Origin of the sequence: Pantoea sp. AS-PWVM4 (assembly GCF_000468095.1) — a bacterium.
In the GTDB taxonomy this organism is placed as follows: domain Bacteria; phylum Pseudomonadota; class Gammaproteobacteria; order Enterobacterales; family Enterobacteriaceae; genus Pantoea; species Pantoea phytobeneficialis.
On record NZ_ASZC01000007.1, the window covers coordinates 57,652 to 72,771 of the forward strand.

At 52.4% G+C, this 15,120-nt stretch carries 14 protein-coding genes; 13 read left to right on the forward strand and 1 reads right to left on the reverse strand.

What is annotated here, in order from left to right; all coding sequences use genetic code 11:
- The first annotated feature begins 113 nt into the window (after positions 1-113).
- The 13 genes from L579_RS08710 to L579_RS08770 all read left to right on the forward strand — a co-directional run bounded on the left by L579_RS08710 (position 114) and on the right by L579_RS08770 (position 13,826).
- Positions 114-1,061 (forward strand): LysR family transcriptional regulator, encoded by a 948-nt coding sequence (locus L579_RS08710; protein WP_021183883.1) that lies wholly within the window; start codon positions 114-116, stop codon positions 1,059-1,061.
- 120 nt (positions 1,062-1,181) lie between these two features.
- Positions 1,182-2,297: an alkene reductase gene (locus tag L579_RS08715; RefSeq protein WP_036625993.1), complete on the forward strand. Its 1,116-nt coding sequence runs from the start codon at positions 1,182-1,184 to the stop codon at positions 2,295-2,297.
- Between the two features lie 49 nt (positions 2,298-2,346).
- Positions 2,347-3,030: a type 1 glutamine amidotransferase domain-containing protein gene (locus tag L579_RS08720; RefSeq protein WP_021183885.1), complete on the forward strand. Its 684-nt coding sequence runs from the start codon at positions 2,347-2,349 to the stop codon at positions 3,028-3,030.
- A 12-nt stretch (positions 3,031-3,042) separates the two neighbouring features.
- The gene (locus L579_RS08725; RefSeq protein WP_021183886.1) at positions 3,043-3,897 is read left to right on the forward strand and encodes a type 1 glutamine amidotransferase domain-containing protein; all 855 of its coding nucleotides are present in this window, start codon (positions 3,043-3,045) and stop codon (positions 3,895-3,897) included.
- Between the two features lie 270 nt (positions 3,898-4,167).
- Entirely contained in the window at positions 4,168-5,055 is an 888-nt protein-coding gene (locus L579_RS08730) for an SMP-30/gluconolactonase/LRE family protein (protein WP_036625999.1), read from the forward strand.
- 51 nt (positions 5,056-5,106) lie between these two features.
- Positions 5,107-6,273 carry a mandelate racemase/muconate lactonizing enzyme family protein gene (locus tag L579_RS08735; RefSeq protein WP_021183888.1) on the forward strand — a complete coding sequence of 389 codons (1,167 nt, stop codon included), beginning with the start codon at positions 5,107-5,109 and terminating at the stop codon, positions 6,271-6,273.
- 11 nt (positions 6,274-6,284) lie between these two features.
- Positions 6,285-7,061 carry an SDR family NAD(P)-dependent oxidoreductase gene (locus tag L579_RS08740; protein ID WP_021183889.1) on the forward strand — a complete coding sequence of 259 codons (777 nt, stop codon included), beginning with the start codon at positions 6,285-6,287 and terminating at the stop codon, positions 7,059-7,061.
- A gap of 47 nt (positions 7,062-7,108) precedes the next feature.
- Entirely contained in the window at positions 7,109-8,113 is a 1,005-nt protein-coding gene (locus L579_RS08745) for an ABC transporter substrate-binding protein (protein ID WP_021183890.1), read from the forward strand.
- A gap of 70 nt (positions 8,114-8,183) precedes the next feature.
- Positions 8,184-9,704, forward strand: coding sequence for a sugar ABC transporter ATP-binding protein (locus L579_RS08750; RefSeq protein WP_021183891.1), 1,521 nt, complete (start codon positions 8,184-8,186; stop codon positions 9,702-9,704).
- Entirely contained in the window at positions 9,701-10,681 is a 981-nt protein-coding gene (locus tag L579_RS08755) for an ABC transporter permease (RefSeq protein WP_021183892.1), read from the forward strand. The genes L579_RS08750 and L579_RS08755 overlap by 4 nt, the downstream gene beginning before the upstream one ends.
- A 6-nt stretch (positions 10,682-10,687) precedes the next feature.
- Entirely contained in the window at positions 10,688-11,695 is a 1,008-nt protein-coding gene (locus L579_RS08760) for an ABC transporter permease (protein ID WP_021183893.1), read from the forward strand.
- 110 nt (positions 11,696-11,805) lie between these two features.
- Positions 11,806-12,489, forward strand: coding sequence for a GntR family transcriptional regulator (locus tag L579_RS23015; protein ID WP_051337952.1), 684 nt, complete (start codon positions 11,806-11,808; stop codon positions 12,487-12,489).
- Between the two features lie 596 nt (positions 12,490-13,085).
- Positions 13,086-13,826, forward strand: a complete 741-nt coding sequence (locus L579_RS08770) for a carbonic anhydrase (protein ID WP_036626005.1) — start codon at positions 13,086-13,088, stop codon at positions 13,824-13,826.
- A 211-nt stretch (positions 13,827-14,037) separates the two neighbouring features.
- Here L579_RS08770 and L579_RS08775 read toward each other — a convergent pair whose 3' ends face one another.
- The gene (locus L579_RS08775; RefSeq protein ID WP_021183896.1) at positions 14,038-15,018 is read right to left on the reverse strand and encodes a VOC family protein; all 981 of its coding nucleotides are present in this window, start codon (positions 15,016-15,018) and stop codon (positions 14,038-14,040) included.
- Between the last annotated feature and the right edge of the window lie 102 nt (positions 15,019-15,120).

Below are 15,120 nucleotides of genomic sequence, written 5' to 3' on the forward strand. Positions count from 1 at the left end.
AACCTGACTCAATATTTATGATGCAATATTCTTTTTTCCCAGGTTATGCTTCCTCACAGCGTCAAATGGGTATTCTCCGCTCATTTCTAAACATTCATCCATGCTGGTAAAAAATGAAACAGGATTTGCAGGCGTTAGATTTTAATCTTCTCAAAGCCCTGAACGCGCTGCTGGAACAGCGCAGTGTGACACGGGCGGCAGAACAGTTATCGCTTTCGCAGCCTGCGGTGAGCCTGATGCTGACAAGGTTACGTGAATACTTCGGCGACCCGCTTTTTGTCAGGGGGCAACGGGGAATGATCCCCACCAACAGAGCGATGGAACTCGCTTTGCCTGTCAGTCAGATTCTGTCGAATATCGCGCTTTTATCGCAGCCCGCAGAGTTCGATACCGACACCGCGAAAATGGATATCACCGTTGCAGCAACAGATTACGCGTTGAAAGCCGTGGTTTTACCCTTTATGTCAGTATTGAAAAAGCGCGCACCAGGCATTCGCCTGGCTGTCATTCCGGTTGATGCAGAACGCATGTCCGGTCAGTTTGAGCGGGGTGATATCGACCTTGCGCTCGTCAGACATGATGCAACCCCAGAGGAGCTACATTTCAGAACATTATATCAGGAACGCTATGTCTGCATGATGCGAGCGGATCATCCGGTCGCCACCAAAAACGCGCTGACACTGGATGATTTCTGCGAACCTGAACATGTCATCGTGTCTTCGACCGGGCAATTCCAGGATGACATTGATCAGCGGTTGGTTGAAAAAGGATACCACCGCCGGATCGGTATGGCGGTAAACAGCTATGTCGTGCTACCCGAGGTGTTACGTACGACGGATATGATTGCTGTTGTCCCTTACCGCCTGACCTGTGCTTATGACTTTCTTGCCCGGTTTGAGTTACCGTTAGACGTGCCGGGGTTCAATCTTACGATGGCCTGGCATGAACGTTCTCACCGCGATGTGGCCCATCAGTGGATTCGCGCCTTATTGTTTGAGGTTGGCCAAAGGCCGAATATCTTATCCCTGACGTCTGAACCCCACCTGGTTTCTGGCGTGTAGTCGAAAATCCCCGTTCTGATATAAGTTATCAATATAGTCGTTATAGAGAATACGATGTTTTACATATAGCAAACTCTCGCTATTCTCCTGGTCTTTCCAACTCAGAAGATGGAAACACTAATGACAACTCTTTTTGATGGCTACCAGTTAGCGGGGAATACCCTAAAAAACCGGGCGGTCATGGCTCCCATGACCCGCGCTCGTGCGCCGGGCAATATCCCGACCGAAGCGACAGCACGTTACTATGCACAACGCACCGATGCTGGATTGATTGTGACGGAAGGAACGCCGATCTCCCAGGAGGGGAATGGCTTTGTCGATTGTCCCGGTATCTGGAACGATGAGCAAATTGCCGGCTGGCAACAGGTTACGCAGCGTGTTCATGACGGTGGCAGCCTGATTTTTACGCAAATCTGGCATGTCGGTCGCATCAGTCATACTTCTCTTCAGAAGAATGGTCAGCCCCCTGTCAGCTCTACGGCGGTCCAGGCGGCGAGGAGTTCGGCCTTTGGATTTAATGAGGCCGGAGAGCCGGATTTTGTTATTGCCAGCAAACCCCATGCACTCACCACAGAAGAGGTGAAACGGGTGGTTAAGGATTTCGCCAACGCCGCTGTCAACGCAGCAAAAGCTGGATTTGATGGTGTTGAAATTCACGGTGCAAATGGTTATTTGGTTGAGCAGTTTCTGAATGGTGCGGTGAATGACCGCCAGGATCGTTATGGTTCTGACACGCTGGAGAACCGCCTGCGATTTGCGCTTGAAGTTGTTGACGCCTGTATAGCCAAAATCGGTGCTGACCGCGTGGGTATCCGGCTGTCACCCTTTGGGCGTTTGCATGAGCTGGGGGATTTTGCCGAAGAAGAAGAAACGTTTTTGGCACTGGCGCATGAACTCAGTCATCGCAATATCGCCTATATCCATATTATGGATCAAGCCAGCCGTGGCGCACCTGCGATGCCCGATGGTTTTCTTGAAAAATTCCGTCAGGCTTATAATGGAACATTAATCCTTGCGGGGGGTATGGACCTGAATAAAGCCAACGAGATGATTAATAATAATATTATTGATCTGGCTGCATTCGGTGCGAAATACATCTCCAATCCCGATTTGGTTGAACGTTATCGTCATGGCTGGCCAGTGAGTGAACCCGACCATAAATATTATTATGGCGGAACGGAGCAGGGATATACAGATTATCCCACCTTCAGTGGTGCGACGACTATTAAGCTGTAACCTGATATCACACCGATTTAAATGAATTAATGACGTAATGGAGTAAACCATGTCAGCTATTAAACCCGTATTATTTGTTTTGACCAGCCACAAAGATCTGGGAAAAGGCCACGACGATTCCGGATTCTACCTGCCTGAATTAACCCACCCACTTCATGTGCTTGATGAGGCCGGGATCGCCACCGAGTTTGCTTCGATCCTGGGGGGAGAACCGCCGGTTTATGGCATCGACCTCGAAGACAAAATCAATAAACATTACTGGGAAAACCCGGCATTCCGGGAGAATATCCGCAACACTCTCGCCCTGGATAAAGCGGACAGCAGCAAATATAGCGCCATCATGTACGTTGGCGGTCATGGTGTGATGTGGGACTTCCCGGATAGCAACGCGGTTAAACATATTACAAAAGAGATGTATGAGAATGGCCAGATCGTAGCCGCCGTTTGTCATGGCCCGGCTGCTCTGGTGAATGTGAAACTCAGCGATGGCTCGTACCTTGTAGCAGGTAAAAATGTGGCGGCCTTTACCGATACCGAAGAGCAGGAAGTCGGCATGGCGGATACGGTTCCTTTCCTGCTGGAATCTGCTTTGAAACAGCGTGGTGCACATCATCACGGTGTGCCGAACTGGCACGAAAAAGTTGTTGTGGACGGAAACCTGATTACAGGCCAGAACCCGCAATCGGCAACAGGTGTGGGCAAGGCGATTCTCAACGCCTTGAAGGGTAACTGAGATTTAATCGTTATGATGAAGAAAATGCTGCTGGCTGTGGCATTAACCACGGCCAGTTCCTGGGCTTCTGCTGCTCATGTCCTTGTCGTGCTTTCAGATACAGATCAGCTTGAACTGCAAGGTGGAAAAATTCATCCGACGGGGTTCTTTCTTAATGAGCTAATGCAGCCGGTCAAACTGCTGCTTGACGCCGGGGATACTTTGACATTTGCAACGCCCTTAGGGAAAGCGCCAACTATGGACAAAGTCTCCGTCAATGCGAAAGATTTTGGCGGGGATGAAAAGGCACTGGAGACACACCTCAAGCTGCTCGACAGTCTTAAGCTGACCGATCCGGTGCACTCGCCTGTGATCAGCTTATCCCGGGTTGAGCAGATTGGTTATAGCCACTTCGATGCTGTATTTGTTCCTGGCGGTCATGCGCCAATGCAGGATCTGCCTGGCAGCCCGGAAATGGGTAAGATGTTACGTGCTTTCCATCAGGCGGGTAAACCGACCGTGCTGCTCTGTCATGGACCTGTCGCACTTATTTCCGCATTACCGGAGGCGAATAGTTACCTTCAGCGCCTGGAAAAGCATTCGGGGGTAAAAGCGCACGGCTGGATTTATTCCGGATATCGGATGACTTCATTCACTAACGCGGAAGAAGATGCCAGTGCCGCGGTGCTTGAGGGGGGAAAAATGAAATTTACCCCGCAGACAGCACTGACCAATGCCGGGGCAATATTTATCTCTGCTCCGCAAAAATGGCAAAGTCATGTTGTGGAAGACAGGGAGTTGATTACGGGTCAAAACCCGGCATCTGCACTTGAACTGGGTAAGCGCCTGGTTGCAAAACTTTCTGATGTGAAAGATCAGAAACGGTAAATCTCTCACTCATGGCACTGACATAGCCAAAAATTGAAAGCGTCCTCTCTCATCGTATAATTTTTCCCGGTATGAGAGGGGCGTTCTGCGACTGAAGCACATTTCACCGGTTTCGCCCCCTCCTGAGCATCTGACCACCTTGCTGTTCCCCGCATAAAAAATCGCCATCACGATCACATTTATCACAAGTTGTTCACAAATTGACTTGCCTGATATATCAGATTTGATACTTACTATATCTAACATGTCACCTGATCGGATAATTTAGCGATGCAACTTACCGAGTCACCTCAAGTCATTCTCGACTGCCAAAACGTGTTGGGTGAAAGCATCCTCTGGGATGACCGAACCAACCAGCTTTGGTGGACGAATATTCATGCCCGTGAAGTGTGGTGCTGGGCGCCCGGACAGCAGACATCTCCACGTATCTTTGCCATGCAACAGCGGGTTGGGGCCATTGCGTTATGTGAAGGACCGGGGATTGCGCTGGCGCTGGAAAAAGGGTTTGGGATGATGGATACCGCTACTGGCGCGGTTGAATGGTGCGCGGATGTTGAGTCTGCCGTGCCTGACACCCGGCTCAATGATGGTCGGGTGGATCCCGCCGGACGTTTTCTCTGCGGCGGGATGCATGAAGGCTCACCACAGTTGCCGCATTCCGCGCTTTGGCGCTGGGAAGGCAACAACCAGGTCAGCCTGTGTTTGCCACATGTGTCATGCGCAAACTCACTTTGCTGGAGCCCCGATGGTAACACCCTGTATTTCACCGATATGCCGGAGGGCACCATCAACGCCTATCCCTATAACCCGGACACCGGTGAAGTCGGTGAACCACGCCTGTTTGCCGACCTTGCCGAACAGCCTGGTCTGGCTGATGGATCAGTGGTGGATGAAGAAGGGTACTTGTGGAATGCGCAATGGGGTGGGGCGCGTATCGTGCGTTATTCGCCGGACGGTGCCATCGATCGCATTGTCTCTCTCCCGGTCGACAACCCGACCTGCCTGACATTCGGTGGCCCCCAGCGGGATGTGTTGTTTATTACCTCCGCCTGGTGGGGGCTAACCGAGGATCAGCGCCAGCAGCAGCCCTTCGCTGGCAGTGTCTTTGCTTTCAGGCCTGGCGTCCGGGGGCAGCGAGAACACCGGTTTCATCGTTAACGCGCTGCACCGTGCAGCGTTCTGCCACTTTCCTTCATGAGTAACTTATCAATGAAAATAACATCAGTGACGTCTCATCTTTTGCGTGTGCCGCTGGGCGATAAAACGTTCTATTCATCGCAGGCGGCCTTTCCGGAAAGAAACAGCTATCTGGTGCGGATCGAAACCGATACCGGGCTGGTCGGCTGGGGTGAAGGGGGACAATATGGGCCAGCGCAACCGGTCGCCGCAGTGGTTGACCACGTTTTCACCCCACGGATCCTCGGGCGCGATCCCTGCGAGCCGGTTCGTATCTGGGAGGAGTTGTACGCCTTTTCACGGGATTTCGGTCAGCGAGGCACCTATATAGAAGCGCTTTCTGCCATTGATATCGCGTTGTGGGATATCGCCGGGCAGGCGGCAGGGTTGCCGGTGTGGAAATTACTGGGTGGGCGCTTTCGCGACAAAATCACCGCCTACGCCACCGGGTGTTATTACCCGGAAAGTTTCCATGATTTGCCCTCAATTTTAACCTCCTTGCAGGCTGAGGCCGCAGGCTATGCCAATGCCGGATTCGGTTTGCTGAAGGTCAAGATTGGGTTGCTATCGCTGGAAGATGACATTGCCCGGCTGCGTACCATCAGAGAAGCGGTTGGCCCGCATATTGGTTTGCTGGTGGATGCTAATCACGCCTACAACGCGGCGACCGCCGTGCATATGGGACGGATGATGCAGGAACTGGGGGTCTTGTTTTTTGAAGAACCCGTGGTGCCCGAGGATCGCGACGGTTACCGCAAGGTACGCGCTGAAAACCCGATTGCGGTAGCAGGTGGAGAGTGTGAGTTCACCCGTTATGGCTTCCGTGATTTTATCGCGGGTGGTTGTGTGGACATTGTTCAACCCGATCTGGCCGTCTGCGGCGGCTTCACCGCCTTTACGCAAATCCTGGCGCTGGCTAACAGTTGGGGCGTAGCCACCGTGCCGCATGTGTGGGGTTCAGGTATCGCCGTCGCTGCCGCGTTGCAGGCTGTCGCAATTATTCCGCCTTTCCCGTTTACCGCGAATGGACTCCCTCTACTAAATCAGCCCGTGATTGAGTTCGATCGTAAACATAACCCGTTGCGTGATGACCTGCTTCACCAGCGTTTTGAGCTGGTTGATGGTTGTCTGGCCGTGCCTGATGCGCCAGGACTGGGCGTCACGGTGCGCAACGACATTCTTAGCCAGTTTTCATATTGAGGAGATAAACCATGAGATATCAGGGAAAAAACGTGCTTATCACCGGTGCCGCCGCCGGGTTGGGTCAGGTTATCGCCACCTCCTATGCGCGCGAAGGGGCCAGCATTGCCATTATCGATTTTGCCGATGCCAGTGATTCCGTGGCAAAAGTGCAGGCACTGGGTCAGAAAGCCGTGGCGTTTCAGGCCGATGTTCGTGACCAGGCTGCCGTTCAGGACGCAGTGCAACAGGCGGCCGCATTCTTTGAAGGACGTATTGATGTGCTGATTAACAATGCCGGTTTTAACGGGCATTACAATCTGGTGGAAAACATGCCGTTGGCACAATGGCGTGAAACGCTGGATATCAATCTTACCGGCACCATGCTGGTGACGCAGGCGGTAATCCCGCATATGCGAGCCAGCGGTGGTGGGGCTATTGGTATCACCGCCTCTAATGTGGCTCGCCGGGGATTACCTTATCGTGCCGACTACGTCTGTTCAAAATGGGCACTGCTGGGGCTGAATCAAACGCTCGCACTGGAGTTGGTCAATGACCACATCCGCGTCAACGCTGTCTGTCCAGGGCCAATTGAAGGTGATCGCATTGAAGACGTGATGGTGCGTCAGGCCGAAGCCGAAGGTAAGAGTCTGAGTGACATGCGTAAAGCCTGGGAGGATGCGGCCCCGATGAAGCGCTTTGTCACTGCTGATGAAGTGACGGCCGCCATGATGTTTCTCACCAGCGACGCCGCCAGTGCGATGACCGGTCAGGCATTAAATGTCACCGGTGGATTCTTGATGACCTGAGAACAACTTCCCAACACCAAACCTACCCTACACCCGAGGAAGTCAAAATGAAAAATACAACAACATACGCCCTCGCTGGCGCAATGACGCTCGCCCTGCTTTCAGCTTCTGCTGCCAGTTGGGCAAAAGAACTGGTGGCGTTTTCCCAGGCTGGTATGGAAAACGAATGGCGCGTCATGGACACCAAAGATATGGAAAAAACCTTCAAGGATGCGGGTTACGACTTTGTCTGGACCAACGCAAATTCCGATCCCGCCAAACAGATCTCCGATATTGAAGATTTGCTGGCGCGCAAACCGGCGTTGTTAATCGTGGCCCCTATCGAGTATGAGCCGCTGGCACCGGTGCCGGATATGGCCACCAAGGCAGATGTGCCATTGATTGTGGTGGACAGGGCACTTCCCGGAGAACCCGGTAAAGGCAAGTGGCTCGCGCTCCTCACCACCAATTTTGTCGATACCGGTGAGCTGGTGGCGAAAGACGTGGTGAAAGGATTGACCGAGAAGAACGGCGCACCCAAAGGCAACTTGCTGCATATCACCGGCAACAAAGGCGCATCGCCGGTGGTTGACGAACAAAAAGGGCTGGATAACGTCCTGAGCAAGTATCCCGATATTAAATTCGTCGCCAGCTGCGACGGACTTTATTCGCGAGAACCCGGGCGCAAGTGTGTGGAAGACCTGTTCCAGGCTTTCCCGAAAGGCAAAATTGACGGCATCGTGTTTGACAGTGATGACATGATGATTGGCGGTATCCAGGCCATCAAAGCGGCAGGCCGAAACGAGTTACTGGGCTATCTGTGGGGCAAAGATGGCACGGTGGATGGCCTGCAAGCCATGATCAACGGTGAGGCGCGTTTTAGCGTACAAACGCCGCCGTTCTTTGGCGAAAAAGCGCTGGAGGTCTTCAAGCTGTTCCGTGCGGGCAAACCGATTGAACCGAAGACGCAATACGTGCCTAAAGAGATTTTCCAGCGCGATACCGATCAACATCGGGCGCGTTTACCGCTGCGTATTCAGGAGTTGAAGGCAATGGGTGTCGGCTGCTGCTGACCCCGTTAATGGCAGGTAGCCAAATGGGCTGCCTGCTTTTCTCATTGGCGACAACACCTGGAACTGCACTATGCAACCTCACATGCAACCACTGGCCAGACTTGAAGCTATAAAAAAGACCTATCCTGGCGTGAAAGCGTTAAGTGGAATCGATTTTGACGTTTTAGCGGGCGAGATCCATTGTCTGGTGGGCGAGAACGGCGCGGGTAAATCGACGCTGATGCGCGTTCTGACCGGCGCAACACAACCGGACAGTGGCACCATCTTTATTGACGAGAAACCTACCGTTCTGGATGCCAAAACCCGGCTCGATCACGGCATTGGTATTGTCTGGCAGGAGCTGGATCTGATCCCTGCCATGAGCGTGGCGGAAAACATCTATATCGGCCATGAACCGATGCTGAGTATGGGGCGCGTTGATCATGCCGCCTTACGCGACAACACCCGGAAACTGCTGAGCAATTTTGACCTTAACGTGTCCCCCGATACGCGGGTGGATCGCCTGGCTCCGGCCCAGCAGCAACTGGTGCAGATTGCCAAAGCGCTCAGCCATAATAACCGTATCCTGATCCTCGATGAGCCAACCGCTTCGCTCACCGACAACGAGGTCGCGAACCTGTTTGTGCTGTTACGTAAGTTGCGGCAACAGGGATTGGGGATTGTTTATATCTCTCACCGGCTGGAAGAGCTGACCGCAATTGGCGACCGTCTCACCGTGCTGCGCGACGGACACTACATTTTGACGGCCGATGTTGCCGCGCTCAGTCACAGCGACATCATTAAAGCGATGGTTGGACGACCGCTGGCCGAGCAGTTTCCCCGAGGTTCCCGTAAAACGGCGGAGGTCGGATTACAGGTCACCGGGCTGGGGCGCCACGGCGAATTTGCAGAGATAAACTTCAGCGTTAATAAAGGCGAAGTGCTGGCTATCGCGGGGATTATTGGTGCCGGACGCAGTGAGCTGCTCGAAACCCTGTTTGGCCTGCGTAAGGCGGATAAGGGCAGCATTGCCATCGACGGTAAGCCGGTAAATATACGTCATCCACGGGACGCGGTCCGGCTGGGCCTGGGACTGGTGCCCGAGGAGCGCCGCGAAAGTGGTCTTGTCCTCAACCGCGCCATCAACGACAACCTTATCTATCCCATCATCAATCGGTTGGGCAATGTCCTGCATTTCAGCCGCAGCCAAATGCGCGCGGTCAGCGATCGCCTTATCAAGCAGTTAGCCATTAAAGCCCCTTCAGGACAGGCGAAGGCGGGGAGCTTATCAGGCGGTAATCAGCAAAAAATCGTCATCGGTAAATGGCTGGCAGCCGGTGTGAAGGTGTTATTGCTGGACGAGCCGACGCGCGGGGTAGATGTGAATGCCAAAGCCGAAATCTACCGTCTGATTGACGAACTGGCGCAAACCGGCGTCACCGTGGTGGTGGTGTCCTCTGAATTACCCGAGGTACTGGGCATTTCCGACCGCGTCCTGGTGATTGCGCAAGGTCGTCAGACGGCGCTACTCAACACCGCGGAAACCAGTCAGGAAGAGATTATGTCTTTTGCGGTGGCTGCTACCAGCATGCCGCAACCGGAGGAAGCATGAATTCGACGACCTTTAACAAAAAGGAGACGCTGACCCTGGAACGTCTCCCCGGCGAAAGTCTGCTCAGGAAGTTGTTTTCTGCCTGGGCGCTGGTGTTTATCTGGGTGGCAATGGCGATTGTGGCTTCGATCATCTCGCCGGTTTTTCTCACCAGTATCAACCTCAGTAACATTCTCAACCAGGCGTCGATACTCGGCATTCTGGCGTGCGCCCAGTTTCTGGTGGTGCTGGTCGGCGGTTTCGATCTTTCCGTCGCGGCCATTCTGGCGCTCTCCTCGGTGATCTTTGCCAGCACGGTTCCGGTTTCAACCGGGTTGGGTATGATGTCAGGCTGCCTGGCTGGCGCAGCGTTGGGTCTGCTCAGTGGTATTGCTGTCACATGGGGCCGTGTGCCGCCAATGATTGCCACCCTGAGCGTAATGGGTATTGCGCGCGGTCTGGCATTCGTGGTGTCGGAGAAAAGCGTTGCGGTGCCGATGGCTAAACTGGCCGCTTACAAATTCAGTTTTTCCGTGCTTTCCCTGCCGGTGCTGACCTGGCTGATAGCGGCGTGCTTACTTTACTGGATGCTGCGGTCACTGCGGTTTGGCCGAAATCTGTATGCCATTGGTGGCAATGAACGTGCCGCCAGTCTGGCGGGGATCGGTGTGCGAACCCATAAAATCATTGTTTACACCCTGGCCGGTGCGCTCTCCGCGCTGGCTGGGCTGATGCTGGTGGTGCGCACTTCATCCGGGGTTCCCCATGTGGGACAGGGCTGGGAGCTGGATTCAATCGCGGCGATCGTCATCGGTGGGACACGCTTGTTTGGTGGTGAAGGCAATATCCTCAAGGCGATGATGGGGGTGATTATTTATCAAACCATCGCCAATGTGATGAACCTGGCGAGCCTCGATCCCTTCTATCAGGACATTGTGAAAGCGCTGGTCATTATCACCGTGGTCGGCGCAACGGTCATGCGTGCAGAAAAGGTGTAGGAGAAGATGATGACAACGCAAACGGCGAAAACGGGCCTGAATCTGCGTAATCCGGCCTTCTGGCAAGACAACGGCACGGTGGTGGTATTGATCGCTTTTATCATCCTGGCGACTGCGGTATCCGGGGGCGTTTTTATCCGGCCCGATAACTTAATCACCATTGCTTACCAGGCATCGATTGTGGGTGTGCTGGTTCTGGGACAATCATTGGTGGTGATCTCTGGCGGCCTGGATCTCTCTATGGTCGGCATTTTGATCCTATCAGCGGTGATCATGGGCGGAGCCGGCTCGGAACAACAATCGATGATGCTGCTGGGCGGCTTGCCTTATATCGGTTTATGGCCAGCGATTATCGCCGGATTTCTGACGGCCTTACTGTTTGGTTTGCTGAACGGGCTGATGGTCACGCGGCTGCATATTCCTGCGTTCATTGCCACACTGGCCAGCACATTGCTGCTGGGAGGCATCATTCTGCTTACCACCGGCGGTGCGCCGATTTATTACCCTGATCCTTTTTTCACCCACTTCGGCAATAGCATTTGGCTTGGGCTACCTGCACCCATTTATCTGTTTATCGCCATGACGCTGATAACCTGGTGGATGCTGAATCGCACCCGTTTTGGCAGAAAACTTTACGCTATCGGCGCGAATGCGCGTGCCAGCCATTACTCTGGTGTGGCCGTGAACAACGTGCGGCTGTGCGTGTACATGCTGAGCGGGCTGGCGGCTGGGGTGGCGGGCTTCATGTTCCTGAGTCGTACCGGGTATATTGCCGCCGCGTCGGGCGGGGATATGCTGATGACCACCATCGCCTCGCTGGTGGTGGGCGGCATCAGTTTGTCTGGCGGCTTTGGTGGCATCAAACATGCGATTTCGGGTGTTCTGCTACTGGCTGCGCTGAGTAATTTAATGAATATCCTGCTGATTTCGCCCTATGTGCAAAATGCGATCAACGGCTTTGTTATTCTTATCGCGGTGTCGGTGTATAGCCATATCCACCACGACCGCGCGTAACAGAAAATGGGTGGACTTGTTTCACCCAGAATCGCTACGTAGACTGATATATAAGATTTCAGCCGGTTTGACGGTAAGCTGCTTAACGAGCGATGTATTGGATGACGATAATGACAAAAACGCAAACTGATGCGCTTCCCGCGATTTCTCTGGAAACGCTCGGCAATCAAATTGTCGATGCACTGAGTCAGGAGATTATCTCTGGCCGATTAACCCCCGGACAGCGTGTTGATCTCGGTTACTACGCGACACAATGGAACATCAGTATCACACCGGTACGCGATGCGGCGCGAAAATTAGAAGCGTTGGGGTTAATGGAGATCTTCCCTCGTCGCGGTGTGTTTGTGGCAACGCTGAATGCCAGAGATGTCAAAGAGTTGTTTGATGTGCGTATTGCGCTGGAGAGTGCCACCATTCGCCTGGCGACGCCCAATATTCCGCGTGCAGAGGCCGAGCAAACGCGCGCCCTCTATCTCCAGGCGGGGGAACAACTGCATCAACAGAACGTTGAGCAATCGCTGCCAGCAGTAGATCTGCTGATCCATAAACTGGCATTACAATATTGCGACAATGCCCGATTAACCCGGATGATGCAGGAGATGTGGAGCCAGATTGAGTGGTGTCAGAATACCATCGCCTCACAATTGCAGGAGCCTTTCCTCACCACGTTACCTGAACATATTGCGATATGTGATGCCGTTATAGCAGGAGATGCGGAGGCGGCTTCGCAGGCCATGTATCGTCATCTCACGCTGACTGCTGAGCGTATTCAACACTTATTGAAGCAAATGTAAGGGGCTGGAGGACGACGTTGAGCGGTCTGGACCGAAAAAGGTTCATTTGGCAGAACCTTTTTCGGTAATGGTATGCTGTCCGGAGCTATAAACAATGCTCCCGCACAACGTCTTATGCTGGGTATAATCTCAATCAGCAAGCCGATGAAAAGCTTTCGTTAGCGGTTCGCTTTAAATAAATTTCCCTCAGATAAATTGTCCTACCCCCAACTCTGCATTGGTACTGATTTTATATTTATCTCTAAGTCAGGGCGATAATCATATGCCTGAAAAATAAGTAAATGCACAAATAATGGTAGTGGCAAACTCAGTGTAACCAGGTAAACCTATTTTCAGGGAAACAACGCAAGAAAATGCCACTGCATTATTTGATTTTATTTTAACAGGTGATGAAAGCGCAATTTATGCCAGGCTGATATATCATTGGATGTCGACATTTTTAATTTCACCGGGCATTAACAGCATTGAGGCTATTTATTCCCGAAACCAGACCGAATAACGCCGTGTAAATCAGGTATGAAGTGGTGACTCCCTCTGCGAGAGGATGAGTCAGGCTTGCCTGAAATGATACATTTCAACCTTGCAAGGAGTACATGATGAGCCATAACCCCCTGAATCAATCATCACGTCGGATATTATTGAAACATACCCTTGCTGTATCCGCTCTCTCGATCACTGGACTGGCAGGTTTATTAGTGCCCACTATCAGCCTGGCCGCATCGCTTAGCAAAGCAGAACGCGATGCGATGACGCCTGATCAGGTTATTGAGCATTTCAGGCAGGGCAATGCCCGTTTCAGGGAAAACCGTCCTGCAAAACATGATTATCTGGCGCAGAAACGCAGCAGCGCAGCAGGCCAGTATCCGGCAGCAGTGATCCTCAGTTGCATTGACTCGCGCGCACCGGCTGAGATTTTGCTGGATGCCGGGATAGGGGAGACGTTTAATGCTCGCGTTGCGGGCAATATCAGCAACCGGGACATTTTGGGTAGTATGGAATTTGCTTGTGCAGTTGCCGGAGCGAAGTTAGTACTGGTTATGGGCCACACCAGCTGTGGTGCGGTTCGGGGCGCAATTGATAATGCAGAGTTAGGCAATCTGACGGGGTTGCTCGATGAAATTAAACCCGCAATTGAAAAAACAAAATACAGTGGTGAGCGTAAAGGCAGTAATTACGATTTTGTTGATGCGGTTGCCAGGCAAAATGTCGAAATGACGATTTTAAATATTCGAAAAAATAGCTCGGTGCTGAAAAGTCTGGAAGACGAGAAAAAGATTAAAATTGTTGGCAGCATGTATCACCTCGTGGGTGGCAAGGTTGATTTTTTTGAGGTGTGAAATCTTGCGAGTGAATTATTTTATTGGAATTGCCCTGATGGCTCGGAGGCCATGACTTCAGGGCAAGACCCGATGATATTTTGTTGGGTGTTAAAAGATTCCCAATAGCTAAAATTTCAAACCTAAAACCTTCCGTGCCTTCGCATCAAAAATTCTCGGCATGGTCGATTTTTAACCACAGCAGCCTTGGTAGCAGCGCAGCACAAGCCTGTCACTCTTCCAGTTGTTTCGGCGTTGGCGGTGTGCCATGAGTATGGAAAGTTTCGATCGTCTTCAGGCCCCATGCCTGTCCTTTTTTACGCTCGGTTTCCGTCCAGACGACTGTCTGCCAGTCAGGAGCCAGAATCAGCCGTGCCCCAGAATTTGCCAGCTCAACACGGTTGCCAGCAGGTTCCCATACGTATAAGAAGAATGTGCCCTGAATGGCATGCTTATGCGGTCCGGTTTCGATATGTACACCATTTTCGAGAAAGATATCCGCGGCACGCAAAATATCTTCACGGGTATCTGTCGCATAGGTGACATGATGAAGACGAGCATTACCCCCACCATGCTCTTCGGTGCAGGCCAGATCGTATGTTTTATTATTGATCGTGAACCAGCAACCGCCGATGCGTCCGTTATCAAGCTGAATCATTTCGGTGACACGCGAGCCGAGGCAGGTTTCCATAAAGGTTTTAAACTCGCTCACATCGGCTGCCAGCAGGTTGAGATGATCGAGACGACGTGGGCAAGCGCCGCGGCCATGATAGCGTTGCGCTAAGTTTTTTAATGAAGGGCGCTCAGCCGCATCTGCCTGATAACGTACCGTGTCGTAATAGATTTCAAATACGTGTCCGAAGGGATCTGAGAAGCGAAAAGCACGTCCATGTCCAGGTTCATCATCAATCCAGCCAATAACATCATATTTACTGGCCTCGATCGCCGCCACCCGTCGCATCAACGCGGCCTCTGAACTGGCGCGGTAGGCGATATGGCCCACACCTGTCGTTGAGTGGCGCGTCAGTTTCAGGGTATGGAATTCGTAGTCATCCCATGCCCTGAGCCAGGCATGGTTCTCATCCTGCGCAGAGACAGTGAGACCATACACGTTGACAAAGAAATCCAGGCTTTCCTCAAATTTATTTGAGAACATCTCAACATGTGCCAGGTGTGCAATATCATGACATGGCTCGGCTAAATGGTTTGTCATTCGAGGCTCCCAAAATCTGATCGTATCGTAGAGGTTTATTTATCCTTCGGTCAGGGTATCTTTAAGCGGCACTGGAAAGCAGGTGGCTTTCGCTTTTCAGGG

Bases quoted from the DNA above. Each gene is read 5' to 3' on its own strand.
- L579_RS08710 (WP_021183883.1), top strand. From the start codon at position 114: ATGAAACAGGATTTGCAGGCGTTAGATTTTAATCTTCTCAAAGCCCTG.
- L579_RS08715 (WP_036625993.1), top strand. From the start codon at position 1,182: ATGACAACTCTTTTTGATGGCTACCAGTTAGCGGGGAATACCCTAAAA.
- L579_RS08720 (WP_021183885.1), top strand. From the start codon at position 2,347: ATGTCAGCTATTAAACCCGTATTATTTGTTTTGACCAGCCACAAAGAT.
- L579_RS08725 (WP_021183886.1), top strand. From the start codon at position 3,043: ATGATGAAGAAAATGCTGCTGGCTGTGGCATTAACCACGGCCAGTTCC.
- L579_RS08730 (WP_036625999.1), top strand. From the start codon at position 4,168: ATGCAACTTACCGAGTCACCTCAAGTCATTCTCGACTGCCAAAACGTG.
- L579_RS08735 (WP_021183888.1), top strand. From the start codon at position 5,107: ATGAAAATAACATCAGTGACGTCTCATCTTTTGCGTGTGCCGCTGGGC.
- L579_RS08740 (WP_021183889.1), top strand. From the start codon at position 6,285: ATGAGATATCAGGGAAAAAACGTGCTTATCACCGGTGCCGCCGCCGGG.
- L579_RS08745 (WP_021183890.1), top strand. From the start codon at position 7,109: ATGAAAAATACAACAACATACGCCCTCGCTGGCGCAATGACGCTCGCC.
- L579_RS08750 (WP_021183891.1), top strand. From the start codon at position 8,184: ATGCAACCTCACATGCAACCACTGGCCAGACTTGAAGCTATAAAAAAG.
- L579_RS08755 (WP_021183892.1), top strand. From the start codon at position 9,701: ATGAATTCGACGACCTTTAACAAAAAGGAGACGCTGACCCTGGAACGT.
- L579_RS08760 (WP_021183893.1), top strand. From the start codon at position 10,688: ATGATGACAACGCAAACGGCGAAAACGGGCCTGAATCTGCGTAATCCG.
- L579_RS23015 (WP_051337952.1), top strand. From the start codon at position 11,806: ATGACAAAAACGCAAACTGATGCGCTTCCCGCGATTTCTCTGGAAACG.
- L579_RS08770 (WP_036626005.1), top strand. From the start codon at position 13,086: ATGAGCCATAACCCCCTGAATCAATCATCACGTCGGATATTATTGAAA.
- L579_RS08775 (WP_021183896.1), bottom strand. From the start codon at position 15,018: ATGACAAACCATTTAGCCGAGCCATGTCATGATATTGCACACCTGGCA.